Origin of the sequence: Pseudarthrobacter sulfonivorans (genome assembly GCF_001484605.1) — a bacterium.
In the GTDB taxonomy this organism is placed as follows: domain Bacteria; phylum Actinomycetota; class Actinomycetes; order Actinomycetales; family Micrococcaceae; genus Arthrobacter; species Arthrobacter sulfonivorans_A.
In genome coordinates, this window is record NZ_CP013747.1 from 2,287,257 (window position 1) to 2,310,096 (window position 22,840).

The following is a 22,840-nucleotide window of genomic DNA, read 5'->3' on the forward strand; positions in this document are numbered from 1 at the left end:
CCTTGGTCAGCGGTCCCGGCGGACAGGATGGTGGCTGGTGATGGACACCCGGTTGAAGGCGTTCATGGTGATTACCAGCCAGCTGACCACCGAAAACTCGTCCGCCGTGAGGTGCTGACGGGCATATCCTTCTTCACGTTCGCGTGCCGTGTGATCCTGCAGTTCGGTGATGCATTCGGCCAGTGCGAGGGCCGCACGCTCCTTCTCCGTGAACAGGGCCGTCTCCCGCCATGCCGACAACACTGCGAGCCGCTGTGGGCTCTCGCCGGCCTCCACGGCGTCCCGCACGTGCATGTCGAGGCAATAGGCGCAGCCGTTGAGCTGGGAGGTCCGGACGTGGAGAAGTTCAATGGTCTTGCGGTCTACCCCGGCCGCGTCGGCGGCTTCGCGCACTTTCAGGCCCAGCCCGTTAAGGGCGCGCCAAACCGCGGGGTGCTGCTTGTCGAGGTAGATGTGCTGGGTTGTTGCGGCGCTCAAGGCGGTCCTCCTGGCTGGAAGCTCGTATGTGTTGGTTCTGCGTACGAACACCCTCGCACACACGCATGTTATCCACTTACTAACACTGGACTACCCACAAGTTATCCACAGCTGTGGACAACAATCCACAGGATGGCCCGAGGGGACCCCTCAGCTGCCCCAGTCGGGGAAACACCGAAGGTTAACTACATGTCTGTAAGTTATTAACACTGTGAATAACCCTGTTGATACGGGCAGGCCGGACCCCCGCCTGTGGGCCCCCCACGCGGAAAATGGCCAGGATATCCACAGGCCGGGCTCAAATGGCGTGTTTTTCCACTTAACCACAGGCGCATCCCCAGATGTTTTCCACAATTGTGGACAACCGGATGATCAAGTCCGGCAAAAGGGCGGACATGCGGGAGCAGGAGCTCATCGAAATCCTGAACTACACCCGTGTAAGTTACCAACAGTGTGGATAACCCCTGTGGATAACTTCGGCGCCGTCGTCAGGCCTGACACGGACCACGGGCTGCTCGCACGCGGGGACGCACCCAGCAAGTGAACGGCAGCGTGGTGCGGAGGCCTCATGAGGCACAGAAAAGACCCCGGTGTCCGTTGGGACACCGGGGTCTAAGTGGTCTGTTGGAGCTGGGCCCGAGGACCCGGACGGTCAGCCGGCCGTGACGCGGAGCCAGCTCGCCAGGGCCAGCAGGAGAACGACGGCCACCAGTCCGGCCCCGTGCAGCAGGCCCTGCCGTGGGCCCCGGCGGGTGTACGCAATCACGGCAGCGCAAAGGGCGCCTGTGACGAGCCCGCCCAGGTGCGCCTGCCAGGCGATCTGGGGGACCACAAATCCGATCACGCCGTTGATGGCGATCAGGACCCACAGTTGCCGCGTATCCCCGCCGCGGTGCCGCTGTACCAGCAGCATCGCCCCGAAGAGTCCAAAAATCGCACCCGAGGCGCCCACCACTCCGGCAAGAGGCACGCCGGGCACGTAGCCGGGGGTCAGCAAGAGGTAGCCGACGGACCCCCCGATGGCAGAGATGAGGTACAACGCCAGGAAGCGGACCCGGCCCAGGAGCGGTTCGAGTGCCTGGCCGAAAATCCACAGCATGTACATGTTCAGCACAATGTGGAGGATGAATCCCTGGGAGTGCAGGAACGCCGCCGTCAGCATCCGCCAAGGTTCGAACTCACCAAATTCGGGAGTGGCAAAAACATTGGCGAACGCCAGGTTCTGGTAGATCCACTCGCCGGGGACCACCCATTGCAGAACGTACATCACCGCACACAGGGCGATAATTCCGAACGTCACTACGGGTTTCCCGGTTGCCACGGCGCCGCCGTAGACAGTCTTGACCGCCGGCGTCGTGCGCTTTGTTTCGTTGACGCAGTCAACACACTGGAATCCGACGGCGGCCGCCCGCTGGCAGTCCGGGCACGCAGGGCGGCCGCAGCGCTGGCAGCGCACATAGGAGGGCCGGTCCGGGTGCCTGGGGCACACCGGAACCTGCGCGGACGGCTCAGCTGCCGGAATTCCGTAGCTCATGTGATGGGTTAGAGCTGCTCGATGTCGATGCTGTTGATGGTGACGTCCTCAACCGGGCGGTCGCCCATTCCGGTGCGGACGCCCTCGATGGCGTCGACGATCTTCTTGGAGTCCTCGTCAGCAACCTCGCCGAAGATGCTGTGCTTGCCCTGCAGCCAGTCGGTGGGGATGGTGGTGATGAAGAACTGCGAACCGTTGGTGCCCTTGCCCGCCTGGATGCCGGCGTTGGCCATGGCCAGCTTGTACGGGGCGTTGAAGCTGAGTTCGGGGTGGATCTCGTCGTCGAACTTGTAGCCGGGTCCGCCCACGCCGCGGCCCAGCGGATCGCCGGCCTGGATCATGAAGTCCTTGATGATCCGGTGGAAGATGGTGCCGTCATACAGCGGCGTGCCAGTCTTGTCCTCACCGGTCTCGGGGTGGGTCCAGGCCTGCTCCCCGGTGGCCAGGCCAACGAAGTTCTTGACCGTCTTCGGTGCATGGTTGCCGAAGAGATTAACGACGATGTCGCCGAGGCTCGTGTGGATGGTTGCTTTTGCAGTTGCGATTGCAGTCATGCCGCCTATTCTTTCACGGCAGGTCAACGTGAAAGGGGCTGGACCGGCAGTTCCGCGCTGGGTGAAATCAGCCGGAAATCCGCGGGAAGAATAGCCGGTGCAGGTCAAGGCACGTAGGCTAACAACAGAACCGTCACATTAATCGGGAGGTAGTTGTGAAGAAATCGGATCGTATTGCCCGTGACCTTGAACAGTCAGTCAACAGCGCGGTTGAGAACGCCAAGGACTGGGCATCCCCCCGCGTGGAAGCAGCCGTGGATTGGGCAGTTCCCCGCCTGCAGCATGGCCTGGACACCGCTTCTCCCAGGATTCAGGAAGGGCTCAAGACCGCGGCCTACAACCTTGCCGACGGCGTCGCAACAGTAACACCGCGCATCCAGGAGGGGCTCGCCCAGCTTGCCCCGAAAATCCACGACGCCGTTGAGGTCGCCACACCGCGCCTGTACGAAGCCCTGGACAAGGCCACTCCCGTCATCCAGAACGCCAGGGACCGCGTGGTGGTGGAATACCTGCCGCGCCTTTCGGACCAGATCGGGCACGCGTCCGACGCCGTGCACCGCACTTTGGAAAGCGCGCCGTCCCACGTGGACGCCGTCGCCCAGCGGCTTGCCGATTCCGGCGTAGTGCATTCCCTCCAAGAACAGGCACAGACAGCCGGCACCCATATCAAGGCCGCCGCGCACGAAGCCGGTAAGGCTGTAGGAGTCCAGATCGCCCAGCCCCAGAAGCCCAAGAAGCGCGGTTGGCTGGTGTTCGGCATCATCGCCGCGGCCGTCGCCGCCGGCGTCGCCGCGTGGAAGGCCTCCAAGCCCGTAGAAGATCCGTGGAAGACCCCGTCTCCTGTCACGCCGACTCCGGCGCCGGTTCCTGCCACCACCGTGAACGACGCCAAGGACACGGCCGGGGACGCAGCCAGCAAGGCTGCAGCCGCCACCACTTCGGCCGCTGACGCCGTGGCCGGCCAGGCAGAGGATGTTGCCGCGGACGCGGAGGACGCGGACGAGACGGCCAAGCACGTCGCCGATGAATCGGCAGACGCAGCAGCCAAGGCGTCCACCGATGCCAAGACCGCCATAAAGAACATTGCGGCCAACATGAACGGTTCCGCGGACAAGAGCAGCAGCTAGCACTTCCGGCGCCCTCGCGCCGCCCACTGAAGGGGCTCCGCCTGGTGCGGGGCCCTTTCAGTGTTTTCCCAGTGTTTGTCCGAGCTGGACCCAGTCGCTGGCGGGACGAACCCTGATCGGTGCTAAATTTGAACTGATGTCAGCCGATAAATCCTCTGGGGATGCCCTGAACGACGCAGCACAGCTGCCGCGCGTGTCCATTGTCATCCCGGCTTACAACGAGGAAAGTGTCATCCGGCAGTGTCTCATCGCTGCGGTGTACCAGTCGGTACCGGCCCACGAAATCATCGTGGTGGACAACCTCTCCACTGACCGCACCGCCGCCATCGTGGCGCAGATGCAGCTGGAGTATCCGGAAAGTCCCATCATCCTGCTCAGCCAGGATCGGGACCAGGGCCTGATTCCCACCCGAAATTTTGGCCTCAACCATGCCACCGGCGACGTCCTGGGTCGCATTGACGCCGATTCGGTTGTCGAGCCGGACTGGGTGGAGCAGGTCCAGAAGGCCTTTTTTGATCCGTCAGTCCAGGCAGCCACCGGACCGGTGGTCTACTACGACATGCCGATGCGGCGCTTCGGGCTCAAGGCAGACGACAAGATGCGTCAGCTGATGCTCAAGCTCGCCAAGCACCAGTACCACTTCCTGTTCGGCTCCAACATGGCCCTGCGGGCTACGGCATGGGAAACCATCCGGGACGAAACCTGCCGGGACGAGAAGGACGAGATGCACGAGGACATCGACCTCTCCCTGCACCTCGCGGACCACGAACTCAAGGTCCAGTACTGGCCCCAGATGGTATCCGGGATGTCCGCCCGCCGGCTCGAGGATTCACCGCGGGACTACCGGTATTACGTGACCCGCTTCGACCGCACGTACAAGGCGCACAACGTCAAGAAAATGGCCCTCAAGGCACCCATGGTGGTGTTCTTCTCGGTCTACTTCCCGGCGAAGCTCCTGCGGGCCATCCACACGGTCAACACCGCCCAGCCTGTCCGCCGCGGCGGGCAATAAGCCACCCGTACGGCCCTTACCTTGCCTTAGTCCGTGCCGAGTTCCGCCAGACGGTCCGACGGCGGTTCATCCCCACGCGCGGCGGAACCTTCACGCCGTTTCCTGAAGCCTGACCGCTGTCCCAGAACCACGACGGCGAGGCCCACGAGGATGAGCCCCAGCCCGCCGTAGGTGCCGGCGGGCAGGGTCTCGTGCAGGAAGACCGCGGCCAGCACGGCTGCGCCGGGGATCTCCAGCAGGATGATCATCGAGACCAGCAGCGGGCTCATCGTGGCCAGCAGGTGATTGAAGGCTGTGTGGCCCACCAGTTGGGCACACACGGTGATGGCCAGGATCCCCACCCAACCAATGGCGTCGAACCCCACCAGCGGCTGGCCGCTGAAGAGCGCCAGCACCGCCACAAAGGCCGCGCACATCCCGTAGCAGAGCGTGGTGTACGTTCCCGTGGTCATGGTCTGGCGGGCCTTGCCGCCGGCGAGAGTGTAGAGGCCGGCCAGAGCCCCGCCGGCAACGGCCAGCAGGTCGCCCACGAGCGCCTCCGGCGAGGATCCCATGTCGAACCCAGTGATGGTGACAACGCCCCCAAAAGCGATCCCCAGCCCTGCCAGCACCTGCCAGCGGTGCCTGGTGCCCCGGAAGAGCTGGAAGACGGCGATCCAGGCCGACTGCAGGCAGACCAGGGCGGTGGCGGCAGCCACGGACGTCAGCTGGAGGGACGTGATGAAGCAGGCAAAGTGCAGGGCCAGGGCGACGGCGGCGAGCAGCGACCAGCGGAACTCGGGGCCGGTGATCCGGCCGAACTGCCGGGGTTCGCGGACCACGGTGGGAGTGGCCATGACGGCGGCCCCGATGGCGTTGCGCCAGAAGGCGATGGCGAGGGCACTGACGGTGGTGGCACCGAGGGTTGCGGCGATCAACGGCCCGGACGACGCCACGCCCAGGACGCCCACGGCCGCAAGAAGAAAGTTCACCGTTCAACCCTACTGTTCTGCTTTTAACGAAAAAGTCCCGGACAGCGTTACGGCTGTCCGGGACTTCCTTATGGTGGAGGCACGGGGACTCGAACCCCGAACCCCCTGCTTGCAAAGCAGGTGCGCTACCAATTGCGCCATGCCCCCATAAGAAGCAACCCGTCAATCATACCCTAGAACCGTGGAGCCTTTTGCAAGCTCCCGGTCCGGGAATCCGGCCTATTCGACCTTGTCGGTCGACTGGCTCCAAACTGTTTTCCGGGCCTCGGATTCCTGTGCTTTCCTGTAGAGCAGGACGCCTGCGATCGCAGCTGCAAGTACCAGCAACTTCTTCACATGCTCCCCGTTCCGATCCTGCCTGCCGTGAAGCAAACCGAACCTTCCTTCGAACCTGCACAGGTTCCGTGGGCGTACCAGGACTTGAACCTGGGACCTCTTCGTTATCAGCGAAGCGCTCTAACCGCCTGAGCTATACGCCCCGATGCCTCATCGGGCCGAGACATGACTTTACAGCACATCCCGGCCCGATCTCAAATCGAGGCATTTCGCCGGAGAATTTCCGGTGAAATCGTGGGTTTTCAGTCGTCCGTAAGGGTGACGCCGATGCCGCCAACAAGCGTTGCGGAGATGTTGTAAAGCACCGCTGACAGCATGGACAGCGCCGTCAGCAGGACAACGTTCACCACGGCGATAATCGTGGCAAAGGAAGCCACCTGGCCCAGGGATGCGACCTTCTTCAGTTCGAACCCGCCGCCTTCGGAGCCTGCCAGGGTGCCCAGGAGGCTGTCCACCTGGTCGAAGATTCCGGTGAGGTCCAGGACAGTCCAGAGGACGATGGCGGCCACGACGGTGACGATTCCCAGCGCCACCGACAGGAGGAATGCCATCTTCAGGACCGACCAGGGATCCACCTTGCTGACCAGCAGCCGTGCACGCCTGACCTTGGCCTTGGGCGCGGGCTTGACCAGGCCGGGCTGGGCCTGCGGAGACCGGCCCTGCACTGGGCGCTGGCTGGACTGGGCTGCCGGAAGCCTGCCCTCCCCGGCACGCTGGCCGGCCTGGCCTGCCGGAACCCGATCCTGCGCAGGGCGCTGGCCGGGAACGGCCGGCCGCTGCCCCGGCGCGCCCGTAGGGGCCGGTGGGCGCTGCTGCGGACGGACGGGAGCGTTCACCCGGGGTGCGGCCGCGGGCGGCGGCGTTCCGCCGGGGACATTGCTGCTCGGCTTGGGATATGAGTCGGGATTACTCACTCGTTACCTCCGGTGTAGTCTTCGTTCGGCTCAGCGTCGCCGGAGGCGTCCTCTGACTCAACAGCCGGTGATGTTTCTGCCGTTGTTGCTGACCCTGCGGATCCCTCGGGGGACCCGGCCTCTTCAGCCAACGTTACGTCATCGTCCACGGATTCTTCGCCCTCGAGGCCGCGTTCGCTGTTCCTTGCCACTTCAATGATGCGGTCGTTCTTGTCCGGCTTCGCGAAGATAACACCCATGGTGTCGCGGCCCTTGGCCGGTACGCCGGCCACGGATGAACGGACAACCTTGCCGCCTTCCATGACCACCAGGACCTCGTCCTCTTCCTGGACAATCAGGGCGCCCACGAGGTGGCCCCGTTCTTCCTGGTACTTGCCCACCTTGATGCCCAGGCCGCCGCGGCCCTGCAGGCGGTATTCCTCCACCGCGGTGCGCTTGGCGTACCCGCCCTCGGTGACCACAAAGACAAACGAACCGTCCGTAACGACGTCCGCCGCCAGCAGTTCATCGTCCTCGCGGAACTTCATGCCCGTAACACCTGACGTGGCCCGGCCCATGGGACGCAGGGCATCGTCGGTGGCGGTGAAGCGGATGGACTGGCCCATGCGGGACACCAGCATGAGGTCATCCGTTTCGGAGACCAGCTGGGCGGAAACCAGCTCGTCCTCGTCACGCAGGTTGATCGCGATGACGCCGGCGGAACGGTTGGTGTCGTAGTCCTCCAGCCGGGTCTTCTTGACCAGGCCCCGCTTGGTGGCCAGCACCAGGTAAGGGGCCTGCTGGTAGTCCGTGATGTCCAGGACCTGGGCGATGTGCTCGTCCGGCTGGAAGGCCATCAGGTTGGCAACGTGCTGGCCCTTGGCATCACGGCCGGCCTCCACCAGTTCGTACGCCTTCGCCCGGTAGACCCGGCCGAGGTTGGTGAAGAAAAGCAGCCAGTGGTGGGTGGTGGTCACGAAGAAGTGCTCCACCACGTCGTCGCCGCGGAGCTGGGCGCCCTTGATGCCCTTGCCGCCGCGCTGCTGCGACCGGTAGTTGTCGCTGCGCGTGCGCTTGACGTAGCCGCCGCGGGTAATGGTGACAACCATTTCCTCTTCGGGGATCAGGTCCTCCATGGACATGTCGCCGTCGAAGCCCATCAGGATCTTGGTGCGGCGGTCATCCCCATGCTTGGCCACAATCTCGCCCAGCTCGGTGCTGATGATTTCGCGCTGGCGTTCCTCAGAGGCAAGGATCGAGTTGTACTCGGCGATCAGGGCCTCGAGTTCGGAATGGCGGTCCTGGATCTTCTGGCGTTCCAGGGCTGCCAGGCGGCGCAGCTGCATGTCCAGGATGGCCCGGGCCTGCAGTTCGTCGATCTCCAGCAGCTGCATCAGGCCGTCGCGTGCGGCTTCGGTGGTGTTGGACGCACGGATGAGCGCAATGACTTCGTCCAGCGCGTCCAGTGCCTTCAGGAGGGCACGCAGGATGTGCGCCTCTTCCTCGGCCTTGCGCAGACGGTAGCGGGTACGTCGCGCAATGACGTCCAGCTGGTGCGTTACCCAGTGGCGGATGAAGGCGTCCAGGCTCAGCGTGCGCGGAACCCCGTCCACGATGGCCAGCATGTTGGCAGAGAAGTTGCTCTGCAGGTCGGTGTGCTTGTAGAGGTTGTTCAGCACCACCTTGGCCACGGCGTCGCGCTTGAGCACAATGACCAGCCGCTGGCCGGTGCGGCCGGAGGTCTCGTCGCGGAGGTCCGCAATGCCGGAGATCTTCCCGTCCTTGACCAGTTCGGCGATTTTGATGGCCAGGTTGTCCGGGTTGGCCTGGTAGGGCAGTTCGGTGACAACCAGGCACGTGCGGCCCTGGAGTTCCTCGACATTGACCACGGCGCGCATGGTGACGGAGCCGCGGCCCGTCCGGTACGCGTCCTCAATGCCCCTGTGGCCAAGAATCGTTGCCCCTGTAGGGAAATCGGGTCCCTTGATACGGAGCAGCAGCTCTTCGAGCAGTTCCTCGCGGCTGGCCGTCGGATTGGCCAGGTACCACTGGACGCCGTCAGCTACTTCGCGGAGGTTGTGCGGCGGAATGTTGGTGGCCATGCCCACGGCAATGCCGGAGGAACCGTTGACCAGCAGGTTGGGGAAACGCGCCGGCAGGATGGTAGGTTCCTGGTTCTTGCCGTCGTAGTTGTCCTGGAAGTCGACGGTTTCCTCGTCGATGTCCCGGACCATCTCCATGGCCAGCTGGGACATTTTCGTTTCGGTGTACCGCGGGGCGGCGGCACCGTCATTGCCCGGCGAACCGAAGTTGCCCTGGCCCAGGGCCAGCGGATAGCGCATGGTCCAATCCTGGATCAGGCGGACCAGCGCATCGTAGATCGCGGTGTCGCCGTGGGGGTGGTACTGGCCCATGACCTCGCCCACCACACGGGCACACTTGTTGAAGGACCGTTCCGGCCGGTAACCGCCGTCGAACATCGCGTACAGCACGCGGCGGTGCACTGGCTTGAGGCCATCGCGCACGTCGGGAAGGGCACGGCCCACAATAACGGCCATGGCGTAGTCCAGGTACGAGCGCTGCATTTCCGTCTGCAGGTCCACCTGCTCCACACGGTCAACCAGCACGTCGCCTTCAAGAACGGCTTCCGGAAGATCGGCGGATTCCGCCGGGTTCTCGGGTGTCTCGTCACTCATCGTTTATATTTTCCGTTTCAGGTATATGTCGGGTTTGGAATATCTACTCGGTGAACCGGTCAGATATCCAAAAACCTGACGTCCTTGGCGTTCTGCTGGATGAAGTTTCGGCGGGACTCCACGTCTTCGCCCATCAGTGTGGAGAAGGTCTGGTCCGCTGCCAGGGCATCGTCCATGGTGACCTGCAGGAGGGTCCGGTGGTCCGGGTCCATGGTGGTGTCCCACAGCTCGGTGTAGTCCATCTCGCCCAGGCCCTTGTAGCGCTGGATGCCGTTGTCCTTCGGGATACGGCGGCCGGCGGCCTGCCCGGACAGGAGCTTGGCATCGCGCTGCTTGTCGCTGAAGACGTAGTCGTGCGGCGCGTTGGACCACTTGATCCGGTACAGCGGGGGTTGCGCCAGGTACACGTAGCCGTTTTCGATCAGCGGGCGCATGTAGCGGAACAGCAGCGTCATGAGCAGCGTGGTGATGTGCTGGCCGTCAACGTCAGCGTCGGCCATCAGCACGATCTTGTGGTACCGGAGCTTGCTGAGGTCGAAGTCCTCGCCGATGCCGGTGCCGAACGCGGTGATCATGGACTGGACCTCGGTGTTGCCCAGGGCCTTGTCCAACCGGGCCCGTTCCACGTTCAGGATCTTGCCGCGCAGCGGCAGGATGGCCTGGGTTTCAGGGTTGCGGCCGCGCTTGGCGGAACCGCCGGCGGAGTCGCCCTCCACGATGTACACCTCGCAGCGGGCGGGATCCTTCGAGGAACAGTCGGACAGCTTGCCGGGCATCCCGAAGGATTCCAGCGGGCTCTTGCGGCGCGCATTGTCACGGGCCTTCCGGGCGGCCATCCGGGCCTGGGCCGCGGAAATAGCCTTGCGGATGACATCGCGGGCGGGGCCGGGGTTGCGTTCCAGCCAGTCGCCCAGCCCGTCGGTGACAACGCGCTGGACGAAGCCCTTGACCTCGGAGTTGCCGAGCTTGGTCTTGGTCTGGCCCTCAAACTGCGGCTCGGCCAGCTTCACGGAGATGACCGCCGTGAGGCCTTCACGGATATCGTCACCGGTGAGGTTGTCGTCCTTTTCCTTGATGATGCTCTTCTCCCGCGCGTAGCGGTTGATGAGGGAGGTCATCGCGGCACGGAAACCCTCTTCGTGGGTGCCGCCCTCGTGGGTGTTGATGGTGTTGGCGTAGGTGTGGACGCTCTCGGAATACGCATTGGTCCACTGCATCGCCATCTCCAGCGCGATGTGCCGTTCCGTGTCCTCGGTTTCGAAGGAAATGACGTCCTCGTGGACAACATCAACCTTCTTGCCCGAGTTCAGGTGCTTCACATAGTCCAGCAGGCCGTCGTCGTACTGGTACACCACAGTGCGGTGCTCAGCGGTGACTTCACCTTCGGTGACCACCACGTCAAGGTCAAGGTCATCATTGGCGTCCGCGTTCGACGCTGCGGTGCGCTCGTCCGTGAGGGTGATCCGCAGGCCCTTGTTCAGGAAGGCCATCTGCTGGAAGCGGGCGCGGAGCGTCTCGAAATCAAATTCCGTGGATTCGAAGATGCCAGCGTCAGGGTAGAAGGTCTGGGTGGTGCCGGTGGTAGCGCTCTCTTCACCCTGGACCAGCCCGCCCTGGGGCTTGCCGCCGTCGGCGAAGGACATCCGCCAGACATTGCCCTGCCGCCGGACTTCAGTGTCCACCCTGCTAGACAGCGCGTTTACCACGGAGATACCCACGCCGTGGAGGCCGCCCGAGACGGCGTAACCGCCGCCGCCGAACTTGCCGCCGGCGTGCAGGATGGTCATAACAACTTCAACAGTGGGCTTGTGCTCGGTGGGATGCATGTCCACGGGGATTCCGCGGCCATCATCAACAACCTTGACGCCGCCGTCGGCCTGCAGGACTATTTCGATGTGTGTGCAGTACCCGGCCAGCGCCTCGTCAACAGAGTTGTCCACCACTTCATAGACCAGGTGGTGCAGGCCGCGCAGGCCAGTGGAGCCGATATACATGCCCGGGCGCTTCCGGACGGCTTCGAGGCCCTCAAGTACGGTGATGTCGCTTGCGCCGTATTCCCGGGGTGTCACGGCCTCCGCCGGCGTATCGGGGGTAGGTACGTCCTCCGCTGCGCGTTCCACTGCCTGGGTATCTGTATTGTCGTTAGCCACAGGTGCTGTCGACTCCTCTTTTTCGATGATGGCCGGCGGCCGCCTTCCATGGGGAAAGCATCCGCCAACAGGCACAAGCTGATGGCGCTGACGGATACGTCGACGTGCGGGACCGCAGTCCGCCTGCGGAGAGCGTGCGGAAAACGGACTCAGTCAACGTTTCACCGGCGCCCAGTTATCTGCTGTGATTCTATCGTGAAATGGGCTGCAAACCCGCATTCCGGCGGGCGTCGCGGGACCTTGATGTGCCGATGCGAGGCCATTGACCCCGCCTAGGGCGCCCTCGAGGTCCCGCCTCCGGGTTCCTATACGCCCCAAGGGCGTTAGCCCGCCCTACACGCCGCCGGACGAATATTCAAGGGTCGACGGCGGTGCCTAGCCGTAGGTATCGCGCGGCCCGCGGCCGTTGACGGTACGTCCGCCCTTGCGCCAGCTGGGTGCTGACGGTCCGAGCACCTGGATGCTGGTGACCACGCCATCGCCCAGTTCCGTGCGGAACTTCTCCAGCAGGCTGTTGCTCAGCAGGCGCAACTGCGTGGACCAAGCCGTCGAGTCGCAGCGCACATGAAGGGTGGTATCGGTGAAGCTCTCCGGGATGCAGTGCGCTGAAATCTCCGGGCCCACCAGCGTGGCCCACTCTGCCATGACCGAGCCCACCGCTACCGGAGAGCTCCAGCCACGTTCGGCCACAAGGCGTCCCACCACTTTGCCGAGCCCCAGCGGATCACGGCCGGTGGAATGGAACTGGCTGAAACCCCGGGTATCCCGGATCCCACCCTTTGTCTTGGCGGCGCCGGCCTTGGGGGGTGCCTTCCGGCGGATTTCGCCGCGTGCGGCCGCGGCCTCACGCATGCGGTTCAGCGCAGCCTGCGGCGCGTCGATGTTGTCAGGATCCCGGCCGGGCTGCAGCCCGCCCTTTTCATCCTTATTCATCGATTCCTCCCGGGATGACCTTCACCCGCCGGCCGGAGAGCTCCTCCGGGATATCGGCGTCGACGGCGGCGGTCACCAGGACCTGTTCCGCGCCGGAGACTATTGCCGCCAGTTTACGCCGGCGCCCCACATCCAGCTCGGCGAAAACGTCGTCGAGGATGAGGATCGGGGCGGACCCGCCGGTCCTCGCATCATCGAGCATGACGTAATAGGAGGCAAGCCGGAGGGAGAGGCACATCGACCAGGTTTCGCCGTGCGAGGCGTACCCCTTGGCGGGCGCTTCGCCGAGGATCAGTTCGAGCTCATCCCGGTGCGGCCCCACCAGGGAAATTCCGCGCTCAAGTTCCTTGCGGCGGGAGGCCGCAAAGGCCTGGACATAGCGGCCGGTGAGGTCCTCAACGGTGAGGTCCCGCAGATCTTCGGCAGCGCCGGACCCATCCGTCAACGAACCGCCACCGGCACCCGGTGCCGCGCCGCCGTCGTCGTCCATCAGGTTTTGGAGGGTGGACCGGTAGACGGCGTTGGCGTCCTTGGACCCATCCGTGAGCTGGGCATACGCCTTGGCCAGGTGCGGGCTTATCAGTTCCACCAGTTCCAGCCGCGCGTGCAGCAGCTCGGCGCCCGCCCGGGCCATGTGCTGGTCCCAGACATCGAGGGTGGCCTCGTGCCCGGCAGTGAATTTTCCGGCCCGGGCGGATTTGAGCAGGGCGTTGCGCTGCTTCAGGACACGGTCATAGTCCGTGCGCGTCGCCGAATGCCGGGGCATCAGGCTGACAAGCAGCTCGTCGAGGAACCGGCGGCGATTGGACGGATCTCCCTTGACGAGCGCCAGGTCCTCGGGGGCGAAAAGCACCGTCTGGCAGATTCCCAGGAGATCCCTGGCGCGGACGGGATTGCTGCGATTGATCCGCCCCCGGTTGGCGCGGCTGGCGTTGATCTCAAGTTCCAGGACCGTGGTCTGCCCGCCGCGGACCAGGCGGGCCCGGACCAGCGCGCGGTCCGTGCCGAACCGCAGCAGCGGGGCGTCGGAGCTGACCCGGTGCGAGCTGAGGGTGGCCAGGTACCCGATGGCCTCCATGAGGTTGGTTTTGCCGATGCCGTTTGCCCCGACGAGCACAGTGACCCCCGGTTCGAGGGGAAGGTCAACCTGGGCGTAGCTGCGGAAATCAGTGAGCGAAAGGTGTTCTAGGTACACGCGGTGTTCGACAATTCTCGGAACCTGCGGGTCCCGGGGTGGATGTTACTTGGCGGGACGGGTGGCATGCCCGCCGAACTGGTGGCGCAGCGCTGAAACCATCTTCATGGCGGGCGAGTTTTCCTCGCGGGAGGAGAAGCGCGCGAAGAGTGCAGCCGTGATGGCCGGTGCCGGGACAGCGTTGGCTATGGCTTCCTCAACGGTCCAGCGGCCTTCGCCCGAGTCTTCGACATAGTCATCGATGGATTCCAGTCCCGGGTCCTCGTCCAGCGCCTTGACCATGAGGTCCAGGAGCCAGGAGCGGACTACGGTGCCCTTTTGCCAAGCGCGGAACGTACCGGGCAGGTCGTCAACAATGTCCTTGGCAGCTAGCAGTTCGTAGCCTTCGGCGTAAGCCTGCATCAGGCCGTATTCGATGCCGTTGTGGACCATCTTGGCGTAGTGGCCCGCACCGATTCCGCCGACGTGGACAAAGCTGTCCGCCCGCTTGCCTTCGGGACGGAGCACATCAAAAACCGGCAGTGCCCGCTCAATATCGGCGGCGTCGCCACCAGCCATGAGCCCGTACCCGTTCTGGAGGCCCCACACTCCGCCGGAAACACCGCAGTCGGCGAAACGGATCCCCTTCTCAGCCAGAGCGACACCATGTTTTTGGTCGTCGGTGAAGCGGGAGTTGCCGCCGTCGATCACCAGGTCGCCGGCGTCGAGCTTGTCCCGGAGTTCGGTGACGACGGCATCGGTGATGTCGCCTGACGGGACCATGACCCAGATCAGCCGCGGGGCCGGAACCGCCGCAATGAGCTCATCCACGGAGGCAACATCGGTGACCTCGGGGTTGCGGTCAAAGCCGGTGACCTCAATGCCGCCCTTGCGCAGGCGTTCGCGCATGTTGAAACCCATCTTGCCAAGGCCGATCAGTCCAATATGCACGTGGGTCTCTTTTCTGCGCGGGGTTGGCTGTTGCTGAACGGGTCAGCCGAACTAGGTCGCACTAAGTGTCGTCATGAGCGCCCATAACGACGTTTCTGCTACCTAGTTGGGAAGGCGGACGGGCATGACCAGGTAACGGTAGTCGTCCTGGTCCTCACCGTCGGCGTCTGCCTGGGCCGTGATCATCGCGGGTTTCGGCGCCGTGGTGAAGGAGAACCTGACGTACTTCGTTTCGATGACGCTCAGGCCCTCCACCAGGTAGTGCGGGTTGAAGGCGACGGTGATGTCGTCTCCGGAGAGCTGGGCTTCGAGTTCTTCGGAGGCCTGGGCATCTTCGCCGGTGCCGGCGTCCAGGTGCAGCAGTCCTTCGGTGAAGGCGAGGCGAACCGGTGTGTTGCGTTCGGCCACCAGCGACACACGGCGGACGGCTTCCACAAGTTCCTGCGTCTGGACAGTTGCGTGGATGGGCGTGGAATCCGGGAACAGCGAGCGGATCTTGGGGTAATCGCCATCCACGAGCAGCGACGTGGTGGTGCGGCCGCCGCTTTCGAAACCGATCAGGCGGCTGTCATCGTCAGCAAGGGCGAGGTTGATGTCGCCGCTGTTGCCAAGGGTCTTAGCCACTTCGTTGAGGGTTTTTGCCTTGACCAGCGCACTGGTGGAAATTCCCGGCGTGGTGGGCTTCCACGGTACTTCGCGCATGGCCAGACGGTAGCGGTCGGTGGCCAGAAGCGTGATGAGGTCGTCCTCGATCTCCATCCGAACGCCGGTCAGGATGGGGAGCGTGTCATCCTTACTGGCCGCAATGATCACCTGGGACACAGCCTGGGCGAATGCATCACCCGGGACGGTGCCGCTGATGGCGGGCAACGCAGGCAGCGGCGGGTATTCGGCCTCGGGCATGGTGGCCAGATGGAAGCTACTGCGGCGGCAGGTCAGCGTCACTTTGTTGCCATCGGTCTCCACGACCACCGGAGCGGAAGGAAGGCTTCGACAAATGTCTGCGAGGAGGCGTCCGGAAACGAGGATGGTTCCCTCGGCGGTGATGTCCGCGGGGATGTCCAGCCGTGCGGAGGTCTCGTAGTCAAAGCTCGAGAGGCTGACCGTGCCGGCTTCAGCCTTCAGGAGCAGGCCCGACAGCACTGGAACCGGCGGCCGCGGAGACAACGACCGGGCTGTCCAGGTGACGGCTTCTGCCAGGACGTCCCGTTCGACTCTGAACTTCACGGAAGGGTGCCGCCTTTCATTGCTGCTGCCTTGTCTGAACCGGAAACTCCCACAGGGAGCCCAAAAGTAGTGGCGCCCCAACAACGGAACCTGCATGGTTCATCGAGTGCTGAACCACAAAGAAACCCGAGGATGGGAGCGCTGCTGACAGCTTAGCCGCAAGACTGCTGATTAACCCATCCCCGGTCAGGACGCCTGGGGTCCGGAGGCCCTTGGGCCTGGGCCGGTTCGGGGTGCGGATCGAGATTGTTATTTGAGGGAAATCAATTTCTTGGGATTAGTAGTGTTAATAACTGCTGTGGATACTGTGGATAACTCGATCCGGCCGCAGGATCCAGCGGTTAAGCCCTGTTCATGGATTGTGGGTGACGCAGGTTTTAAACAGGCTGTGGATGGGGATAACAATTTTTGGGTTTTCGCTGATCCACAGGCGGCTTAAGGGTTTTAAGCCCATTAAGCTCGGTTGTCCCCTTAAGTATCCACAGGGTTATCCACATGCACCTGTTAATAAGGTATAGAGGCGACGGCTCAGGAGTTGCGCTGCTGCTGCTTGATCCTGTTGGTGAGTTCGGTGACCTGGTTGTAGATCACACGACGCTCAGCCATCAGCTCACGGATTTTGCGGTCCGCGTGGATCACCGTGGTGTGGTCGCGGCCGCCGAGTTCCTGGCCGATCTTCGGCAGGGACATGTCCGTGAGCTCGCGGCAGAGGTACATGGCGATCTGCCGGGCGGTCACCAGCGTGCGGGTCCGGGACTTGCTGCAGAGTTCCTCCATGGTGAGCTTGAAGTACTCCGCCGTCTGGATCAGGATCTGGCTCGACGTGATTTCCTGGGCGCCGTCGTCCGTGATGAGGTCCTTCAGGACCATCTCAGCCAACGCAACATCGACCGGCTGGCGGTTCAGGCTGGCGAATGCCGTCACCCGGATCAGTGCGCCTTCGAGTTCGCGGATATTGCTGGAGATCTTGGAAGCGATGTATTCCAGGGCATCGTCCGGGGCGGAGAGGCCTTCGCTGAGGGCCTTCTTCCGCAGGATGGCGATGCGAGTCTCGAGCTCGGGCGGCTGGATATCGGTGAGGAGGCCCCACTCGAAGCGGGACTTCATCCGGTCCTCAAAACCTGCCAGCTGCTTGGGCGGCAGATCCGAGGTGATGACCACCTGTTTGTTGTTGTTGTGCAGGGAGTTGAACGTGTGGAAGAACTCCTCCAGCGTCCGGTCCTTGCCGGCCAGGAACTGGATGTCATCGATCAGCAGCACGTCCACGTTGCGGTACGTGGTCTTGAAGCTGGCGCCTTCGTCATCGCGGATGGAGTTGATGAAGTCGTTGGTGAACTCTTCGGAGTTCACGTACCGGACCCGGATTCCGCTGTACAGACGGCGGGCATAGTGGCCGATCGCGTGCAGGAGGTGGGTCTTGCCCAGCCCGGAATCACCGTAGATGAACAGCGGGTTGTAGGCCTTGGCGGGCGCTTCGGCCACGGCCACGGCAGCTGCATGGGCAAAGCGGTTGGACGAACCGATCACAAAGGTATCGAAGACGTACTTGGGGTTCAGCCGGCCGAACTCGTGGGAAGTGCTCGGCAGCATCGGCTGCGGCTTCTGTTCGATCAGCTGGTCCGGCGAGTAGGAAGGTTCGACGACGGGTTCCGGCTCCGTGTGGAGCGGCACCAGATCGGTGTCCACGTCGATCGCGCAGCGGATGTCCTCGGAGAAAACGTTATGCAGGGCGTCATCCAGGGCGTCCTTGACCTGGGTCTGAAGGACTTCACGGGTCAGTTCGTTCGGAACGGCCACCAGGAGGGTGGATCCGATCAGGCCCTGGGCCTGCGCCAGGATGACAAAGCCCCGCTGCCGTGGAGATACGCGGTCGTCCTGCTCGAGCAGGCTCACAACCCGACGCCAGGAACTTCCGACAGTATTGGCGTGGTTGGCTTCGTCTACTGTCATCAATCAGTTCCTCAAAACTTGCGTACCTGCATTACGTGCAGCCCCAAGTCCCGAACCAGGATGCTGGTTCAGCTTCATCCACAGGGTTATGCACAGTCCGTGGATAATCGGCTACTGAGCCACTCTAGGGGAACAAAAGGCCAGAAGATAGCTGGGAAGTAGCTTGTGGATAATTACACCGTTGTGGTTCGAAAACAGGCCTTGTGAGCCACTTCATCCACAGGCTGTGGGGCCAGGTTAACCACAGCCGGGGACAGGGACGCAGGGGTACCCCGGTTTGACTCTGGCAGGCATTTTGCCCTAACGTTGTGAAGTCCTTTGTGTACGCTTTTTAGCCCCTTCTGAATCTCTCTGACGCACCGCGTTGGAGCAGCCGGGGGAAGCGTGCATATACAAAACTTAGCGTCGGCCAGTTCTTCCCCTTTTACTGATCGGGTGGGCGCACCTTTGATCCACTGGAGTAACTAACGTGAGCAAGCGGACTTTTCAGCCGAATAACCGCCGTCGAGCCAAGAAGCACGGCTTCCGCCTTCGTATGCGTACCCGTGCCGGCCGTGCCATCCTGGCAGCCCGTCGTGGCAAGGGCCGCACCGAACTGTCGGCCTAGATAACTGACTCGTCGGTTTAACTTTTCTTTGCGAGTTTAAGGTGCTGGCCACCCGTAACCGTTTGAGGACTGCAACCGATTTTTCAACAACCGTACGTTCCGGTGTCCGCAATGGACGCCGGAACGTAGTGTTATATGCGGCAGCTATTGCTGCCGACGAACCCAGCCGGATCGGGTTCATCGTTTCCAAAGGTGTCGGGAACGCTGTGGTCAGGAACCTCGTTAAGAGGAGACTGAGAGAAGCCGGTGCTGCCTCGCTGCGGGAGTACGGTACCGGGTTCGCCATAGTGGTCCGGGCGCTGCCTGCGTCCGCTGCCGCCAGCTGGGATCAACTGCTGGCGGACTACAACGCCGCACTGGAATCAACCATGAGCCGGTTGGGCAGCCGCCTTCCGCGGGCTGCTGTAAACGGTTCAACCGGTACAACACAGGAAGGGACACAGCGTGCGTAAGGTAACTGCCGCCGTCGTCCACTACCTTCATCCTGTTGCTGCCGCCGTAGGTACCTTCCTCTGGAACCTGCCCAGAAACATTCTTATTCTGCTGCTGATGGCCTACCGCAAGGTGATTTCTCCCTTGTATGGCCAGGTCTGCCGTTTCTTTCCTTCCTGCTCGGCGTACGCCCTTGAGGCGATCACTGTCCACGGGGCAGTGAAGGGCAGCTGGCTTGCGGCCCGTCGCCTTTTGCGCTGCCATCCGTGGAATGCCGGCGGTGTGGACCATGTCCCCGCCGGCCACCGCCACTGGCCCGATCACCGGACCCCCACAATTGTTGTGCTGAACAACCCGGACAAGTACCTGGCTGCTCAGACTGATGGAGAAGGCCGCCTTGCGGCCTGACGAATAGGGATATCGTATGGACTTCTTTGAAACAATCATGTTTCCGTTCAAGTGGCTGGTTTCCATCATCATGGTGGGCTTCCACGAGGGCCTGAGCAGCATCGGGCTGCCTGAGGCCTCAGGCTGGACGTGGACGCTGTCCATCATCGGGCTGGTGCTGGTGATCCGGGCCGCCCTGATCCCCGTATTCGTCAAGCAGATCAAGGCGCAGCGTGGCATGCAGCTGCTGCAGCCGGACCTGAAGAAACTCCAGGACAAGTACAAGGGCAAGACCGACCAGCTCTCCCGCCAGGCAATGGCGCAGGAACAGATGGCCATGTACAAGAAGCACGGAACCAACCCGTTCTCTGCCTGCTTGCCCATGCTGATCCAGATGCCGTTCTTCTTTGCGCTGTTCCAGGTTCTGTCCGGCATCAGCACCGCCCGTGACCAGGAAAAGGGCATCGGGGCCATGAGCCACGAACAGGTTGTCCAGTTCGACGAGTCGAGCATTTTTGGTGCTCCGCTGTCGGCAACCCTGCTGCACGGAACGCCTGAGGGCGGCAACGTGGTGGCCGTGTGGACGCTGTCGATCGTGATGATCCTGGCCATGACGGCCTCGCAGTTCATCACGCAGAAGCAGATCATGGCCAAGAACATGTCCGAAGAGGCCATGGCCAGCCCGTTCATGCGCCAGCAGAAAATGATGCTCTACATCCTACCGATCGTATTCGGCGTCGGTGGCATCAACTTCCCCATCGGTGTCCTCATTTACTGGACCACCACCAACCTCTGGACCATGGCGCAGCAGTTCTTCGTTATCCGCCGCATGCCGACGCCGGGTTCCCCCGCCGCCAAGGCACTCGCTGAGCGCCGGGCTGCCAAGGGCCTGCCGGTCCTGCCCATTCTGGGCGGGAAGAAGGCCGACGCCGAAGCGGAGGCAGCTGCCGCAGCTGCGGTCATCGAACAAAAGGGACAGCGCGTCCAGCCCCAGCGTAAGAACAGGAAGAAAAAGTAATGTCAGCCGAAAGCACCGAACACGCCCTTTCCGACGAGGTCATTGACGATCAGGACGAAGCCTCGACGGACGCCGATGCTTCGCCCAAGGGATCCGCTGCCAGCCGCCTCGAAGAGGAAGGCGACGTTGCTGCCGATTACCTGGAGGAACTCCTTGATATCGCTGACATCGACGGCGATATTGACATTGAAGTCCGGAACGGCCGCACTTACATTTCCATCGTTGCCGAGGATGAAACCGATGGTCTCGACAGCCTCGTAGGCGAAGACGGCGAAGTCCTCGAAGCCCTTCAGGAACTGACCCGGCTCTCTGTTCTCTCCGCAACGGAGAACCGCTCACGCCTGGTCCTGGACATCAACGGCTACCGTCAGCAGCGCGCCGGCCACCTCCAGAAGATCGCCGAGGACGCCGCAGCTTCGGTCAAGGAGTCCGGCAAAGCCGTGGCACTGGAGCCGATGAGTGCCTACGAACGCAAAATCGTTCATGACGCCGTCGCTGACCTGGGACTCGTCAGCGAGTCCGAGGGCGAAGGCGCCGGGCGTCACATCGTAGTGTCCGCAGACTAGAGAATGCTGAACCGCTAATCATGGTTGACATCACGGCAGCAGAATTGCTGGCGGCCGAGAAGATTTTCGGTGACCGCCTGGACCTGGCCAAACGCTACGTGGAGCACCTGGCCACGTCCGGAACCGAACGCGGGCTGATCGGGCCGCGCGAAATCCCACGGCTGTGGAGCAGGCACGTCCTTAACTGTGCCGTTATCGAAAGCGAGATCGCGCACGGCAGCCATGTTGCCGACGTCGGAAGCGGAGCCGGACTTCCCGGACTTTGCCTCGCCATCGCGCGTCCGGACCTCCAGCTGACACTGATCGAGCCGCTGGAACGCCGGGTGATCTGGCTCCAGGAAGTGGTAGACGATCTCGGCCTGACAAACGTCACGGTGATGCGGACCCGCGCGGAGCTTGCGGTTGGCATGGTGGAAGCTGATGTTGTGACTGCCCGGGCTGTTTCCGCGCTGAGCAACCTCGCCGGCCTGACGATCCCATTGCTCGCCGGCAAGGGCGAAGTTGTGGCCATTAAGGGACGCAGCGCAGGCGAGGAAATCGAAAAAGCAGCGAAGGTCATCCGGAAACTCGGTGGCGTCCAGACCTCTGTAGTGACTGTCGGTGAAAACCTCCTGGAGGAACCCACCACGGTGGTACGGATCGTCGTTAACAAGTCCCGAAAGATCTCCTAGTCCTGGCCCGGTAGCCTTGGTCTGCAGGGCGAAGCGGTTAGGCTAGACAACGGCAGCAAAAGCCGAACGAGAGTGAGTGTGTCCCAGTGACCAGTAGCGAAGCCTCCACACAACGGATACCCCCGTTTGTGTCTTTGGGGTCAGCACGATCAGTTGCTGGCATGGGCATGGGTTCCGCGCCCGGACGAGGGGAAAGTCACCCTAATCCGGTTGCGGAAATGGCAATTCTTGCCTCTGTTTCACGTGAAACAACAACGGGTGGCAGGATCAACGTCATGGACACCATGGACGATTCCAGTCCTATCGCCCGGGAACTCGCGCACGAGACCAGGCGCCGCGAACGGCTGGTTGGCCGGAAACTTCCCAAGCCGGAGAAGACCCGTATCTTCACGGTGTCCAACCAAAAAGGCGGCGTGGGCAAGACCACCACCACCGTGAACATCGCTGCTGCCCTGGCCGCAGCCGGCCTGAACGTCCTGGTCATTGACATCGATCCCCAGGGCAACGCCTCCACCGCCCTCGGCGTCGAGCACCATGCCGATGTGGACAGCATCTACGACGTCCTCATCAACGATTTCCCTCTTGCTGACGTCGTGGCCCCCTGCCCGGACATCAGCAACCTGATCTGTGCTCCTGCCACCATTCACCTGGCGGGCGCGGAGATTGAGCTTGTTTCGCTTGTGGCCCGTGAACAGCGGCTCCGCCGGGCGATCGATGTCTATGCCAAGACCCGGGCAAAGAACGGCGAAGAACGCCTCGATTACATCTTCATTGACTGCCCGCCCAGCCTCGGGTTGCTCACGGTTAATGCCTTCTGTGCTGCCGGTGAGGTCCTTATCCCCATCCAGTGTGAGTACTATGCACTGGAAGGCCTCAGTCAGCTCCTCAAGAACATTGAGATGATCCAGAAGCACCTGAATGAGGATCTGGTGGTCTCCACTATTCTCCTCACGATGTATGACGGACGGACCAATCTTGCAGCCCAGGTGGCAGCGGAAGTTCGCCTCCACTTCCCCGAGCAGGTCCTTGGTGCTGTAGTCCCCCGCTCCGTGCGGATTTCAGAAGCTCCGAGCTACCAGCAAACCGTCATGACGTACGATCCTTCCTCCAGTGGAGCCCTGTCTTACCTGGAAGCCGCAGCCGAAATCGCTGAACGCTAGAATCTTCAAGAACT

At 62.8% G+C, this 22,840-nt stretch carries 22 protein-coding genes and 2 tRNA genes; 9 read left to right on the forward strand and 15 right to left on the reverse strand.

The window, feature by feature from the left end:
- Positions 1 to 6: 6 nt before the first annotated feature.
- From AU252_RS10255 to AU252_RS10265, 3 genes are all read right to left on the reverse strand, one after another.
- A complete protein-coding gene (locus AU252_RS10255; protein WP_058930624.1) occupies positions 7 to 477 on the reverse strand; it encodes a carboxymuconolactone decarboxylase family protein in 471 nt (156 codons plus the stop codon).
- A gap of 652 nt (positions 478 to 1,129) precedes the next feature.
- Complete coding sequence (locus AU252_RS10260; RefSeq protein ID WP_058930625.1) at positions 1,130 to 2,011, reverse strand: rhomboid family intramembrane serine protease; 882 nt, start codon at positions 2,009 to 2,011, stop codon at positions 1,130 to 1,132.
- Between the two features lie 8 nt (positions 2,012 to 2,019).
- Positions 2,020 to 2,565, reverse strand: a complete 546-nt coding sequence (locus AU252_RS10265) for a peptidylprolyl isomerase (RefSeq protein ID WP_058930626.1) — start codon at positions 2,563 to 2,565, stop codon at positions 2,020 to 2,022.
- Positions 2,566 to 2,720: 155 nt separating this feature from the next.
- Here AU252_RS10265 and AU252_RS10270 point away from each other — a divergent pair, with 155 nt between their 5' ends.
- Together AU252_RS10270 and AU252_RS10275 are read left to right on the forward strand one after the other, a co-directional pair.
- Positions 2,721 to 3,692: a hypothetical protein gene (locus AU252_RS10270; RefSeq protein WP_058930627.1), complete on the forward strand. Its 972-nt coding sequence runs from the start codon at positions 2,721 to 2,723 to the stop codon at positions 3,690 to 3,692.
- Positions 3,693 to 3,828: 136 nt separating this feature from the next.
- Positions 3,829 to 4,704 (forward strand): glycosyltransferase, encoded by an 876-nt coding sequence (locus AU252_RS10275; protein WP_058930628.1) that lies wholly within the window; start codon positions 3,829 to 3,831, stop codon positions 4,702 to 4,704.
- Positions 4,705 to 4,730: 26 nt separating this feature from the next.
- On the opposite strand, the gene AU252_RS10280 is transcribed toward AU252_RS10275, so the two are convergent.
- The 12 genes from AU252_RS10280 to dnaA all read right to left on the reverse strand — a co-directional run bounded on the left by AU252_RS10280 (position 4,731) and on the right by dnaA (position 17,985).
- The gene (locus tag AU252_RS10280; protein ID WP_058930629.1) at positions 4,731 to 5,675 is read right to left on the reverse strand and encodes a DMT family transporter; all 945 of its coding nucleotides are present in this window, start codon (positions 5,673 to 5,675) and stop codon (positions 4,731 to 4,733) included.
- A 71-nt stretch (positions 5,676 to 5,746) separates the two neighbouring features.
- Positions 5,747 to 5,822, reverse strand: a tRNA-Ala gene (locus tag AU252_RS10285).
- Between the two features lie 72 nt (positions 5,823 to 5,894).
- Positions 5,895 to 6,011 carry a DLW-39 family protein gene (locus tag AU252_RS24520; RefSeq protein WP_210412373.1) on the reverse strand — a complete coding sequence of 39 codons (117 nt, stop codon included), beginning with the start codon at positions 6,009 to 6,011 and terminating at the stop codon, positions 5,895 to 5,897.
- 69 nt (positions 6,012 to 6,080) lie between these two features.
- Positions 6,081 to 6,154: transfer RNA gene (locus AU252_RS10290), tRNA-Ile, on the reverse strand.
- Positions 6,155 to 6,253: 99 nt separating this feature from the next.
- Positions 6,254 to 6,925: a DUF3566 domain-containing protein gene (locus AU252_RS10295; protein ID WP_058930630.1), complete on the reverse strand. Its 672-nt coding sequence runs from the start codon at positions 6,923 to 6,925 to the stop codon at positions 6,254 to 6,256.
- The gene (gene gyrA, locus AU252_RS10300) at positions 6,922 to 9,600 is read right to left on the reverse strand and encodes a DNA gyrase subunit A (RefSeq protein WP_157768969.1); all 2,679 of its coding nucleotides are present in this window, start codon (positions 9,598 to 9,600) and stop codon (positions 6,922 to 6,924) included. Before gyrA ends, AU252_RS10295 begins: the two co-directional genes overlap by 4 nt.
- Positions 9,601 to 9,659: 59 nt before the next feature.
- Positions 9,660 to 11,750, reverse strand: a complete 2,091-nt coding sequence (gene gyrB / locus AU252_RS10305) for a DNA topoisomerase (ATP-hydrolyzing) subunit B (protein WP_058930631.1) — start codon at positions 11,748 to 11,750, stop codon at positions 9,660 to 9,662.
- 375 nt (positions 11,751 to 12,125) lie between these two features.
- Positions 12,126 to 12,683, reverse strand: a complete 558-nt coding sequence (locus AU252_RS10310; RefSeq protein WP_058930632.1) for a DUF721 domain-containing protein — start codon at positions 12,681 to 12,683, stop codon at positions 12,126 to 12,128.
- Positions 12,676 to 13,878, reverse strand: coding sequence for a DNA replication/repair protein RecF (gene recF, locus AU252_RS10315; RefSeq protein WP_058930633.1), 1,203 nt, complete (start codon positions 13,876 to 13,878; stop codon positions 12,676 to 12,678). The genes AU252_RS10310 and recF overlap by 8 nt, the downstream gene beginning before the upstream one ends.
- Positions 13,879 to 13,923: 45 nt before the next feature.
- Positions 13,924 to 14,808 carry a phosphogluconate dehydrogenase (NAD(+)-dependent, decarboxylating) gene (gene gnd / locus AU252_RS10320; protein ID WP_058930634.1) on the reverse strand — a complete coding sequence of 295 codons (885 nt, stop codon included), beginning with the start codon at positions 14,806 to 14,808 and terminating at the stop codon, positions 13,924 to 13,926.
- A gap of 102 nt (positions 14,809 to 14,910) precedes the next feature.
- Complete coding sequence (dnaN, locus tag AU252_RS10325; protein WP_058930635.1) at positions 14,911 to 16,035, reverse strand: DNA polymerase III subunit beta; 1,125 nt, start codon at positions 16,033 to 16,035, stop codon at positions 14,911 to 14,913.
- A 528-nt stretch (positions 16,036 to 16,563) separates the two neighbouring features.
- On the reverse strand, positions 16,564 to 17,985 hold the full coding sequence (gene dnaA, locus AU252_RS10330) for a chromosomal replication initiator protein DnaA (RefSeq protein WP_056342735.1): 1,422 nt from the start codon (positions 17,983 to 17,985) through the stop codon (positions 16,564 to 16,566).
- A 469-nt stretch (positions 17,986 to 18,454) separates the two neighbouring features.
- On the opposite strand from dnaA, the gene rpmH reads away from it, so the two are divergent.
- The 7 genes from rpmH to AU252_RS10360 all read left to right on the forward strand — a co-directional run bounded on the left by rpmH (position 18,455) and on the right by AU252_RS10360 (position 22,826).
- The gene (rpmH, locus tag AU252_RS23140; RefSeq protein ID WP_003800212.1) at positions 18,455 to 18,592 is read left to right on the forward strand and encodes a 50S ribosomal protein L34; all 138 of its coding nucleotides are present in this window, start codon (positions 18,455 to 18,457) and stop codon (positions 18,590 to 18,592) included.
- Between the two features lie 41 nt (positions 18,593 to 18,633).
- The gene (gene rnpA, locus AU252_RS10335; RefSeq protein WP_056342732.1) at positions 18,634 to 19,044 is read left to right on the forward strand and encodes a ribonuclease P protein component; all 411 of its coding nucleotides are present in this window, start codon (positions 18,634 to 18,636) and stop codon (positions 19,042 to 19,044) included.
- Entirely contained in the window at positions 19,037 to 19,432 is a 396-nt protein-coding gene (yidD, locus tag AU252_RS10340) for a membrane protein insertion efficiency factor YidD (RefSeq protein ID WP_058930636.1), read from the forward strand. The genes rnpA and yidD overlap by 8 nt, the downstream gene beginning before the upstream one ends.
- 16 nt (positions 19,433 to 19,448) lie before the next feature.
- Positions 19,449 to 20,429 carry a membrane protein insertase YidC gene (gene yidC, locus AU252_RS10345; protein ID WP_058930637.1) on the forward strand — a complete coding sequence of 327 codons (981 nt, stop codon included), beginning with the start codon at positions 19,449 to 19,451 and terminating at the stop codon, positions 20,427 to 20,429.
- The gene (locus AU252_RS10350) at positions 20,429 to 20,995 is read left to right on the forward strand and encodes a protein jag (RefSeq protein WP_058930638.1); all 567 of its coding nucleotides are present in this window, start codon (positions 20,429 to 20,431) and stop codon (positions 20,993 to 20,995) included. The genes yidC and AU252_RS10350 overlap by 1 nt, the downstream gene beginning before the upstream one ends.
- A 20-nt stretch (positions 20,996 to 21,015) precedes the next feature.
- Positions 21,016 to 21,666 carry a 16S rRNA (guanine(527)-N(7))-methyltransferase RsmG gene (gene rsmG / locus AU252_RS10355; protein WP_058930639.1) on the forward strand — a complete coding sequence of 217 codons (651 nt, stop codon included), beginning with the start codon at positions 21,016 to 21,018 and terminating at the stop codon, positions 21,664 to 21,666.
- 86 nt (positions 21,667 to 21,752) lie between these two features.
- Positions 21,753 to 22,826, forward strand: coding sequence for a ParA family protein (locus AU252_RS10360; protein ID WP_276203744.1), 1,074 nt, complete (start codon positions 21,753 to 21,755; stop codon positions 22,824 to 22,826).
- Positions 22,827 to 22,840: the final 14 nt, after the last annotated feature.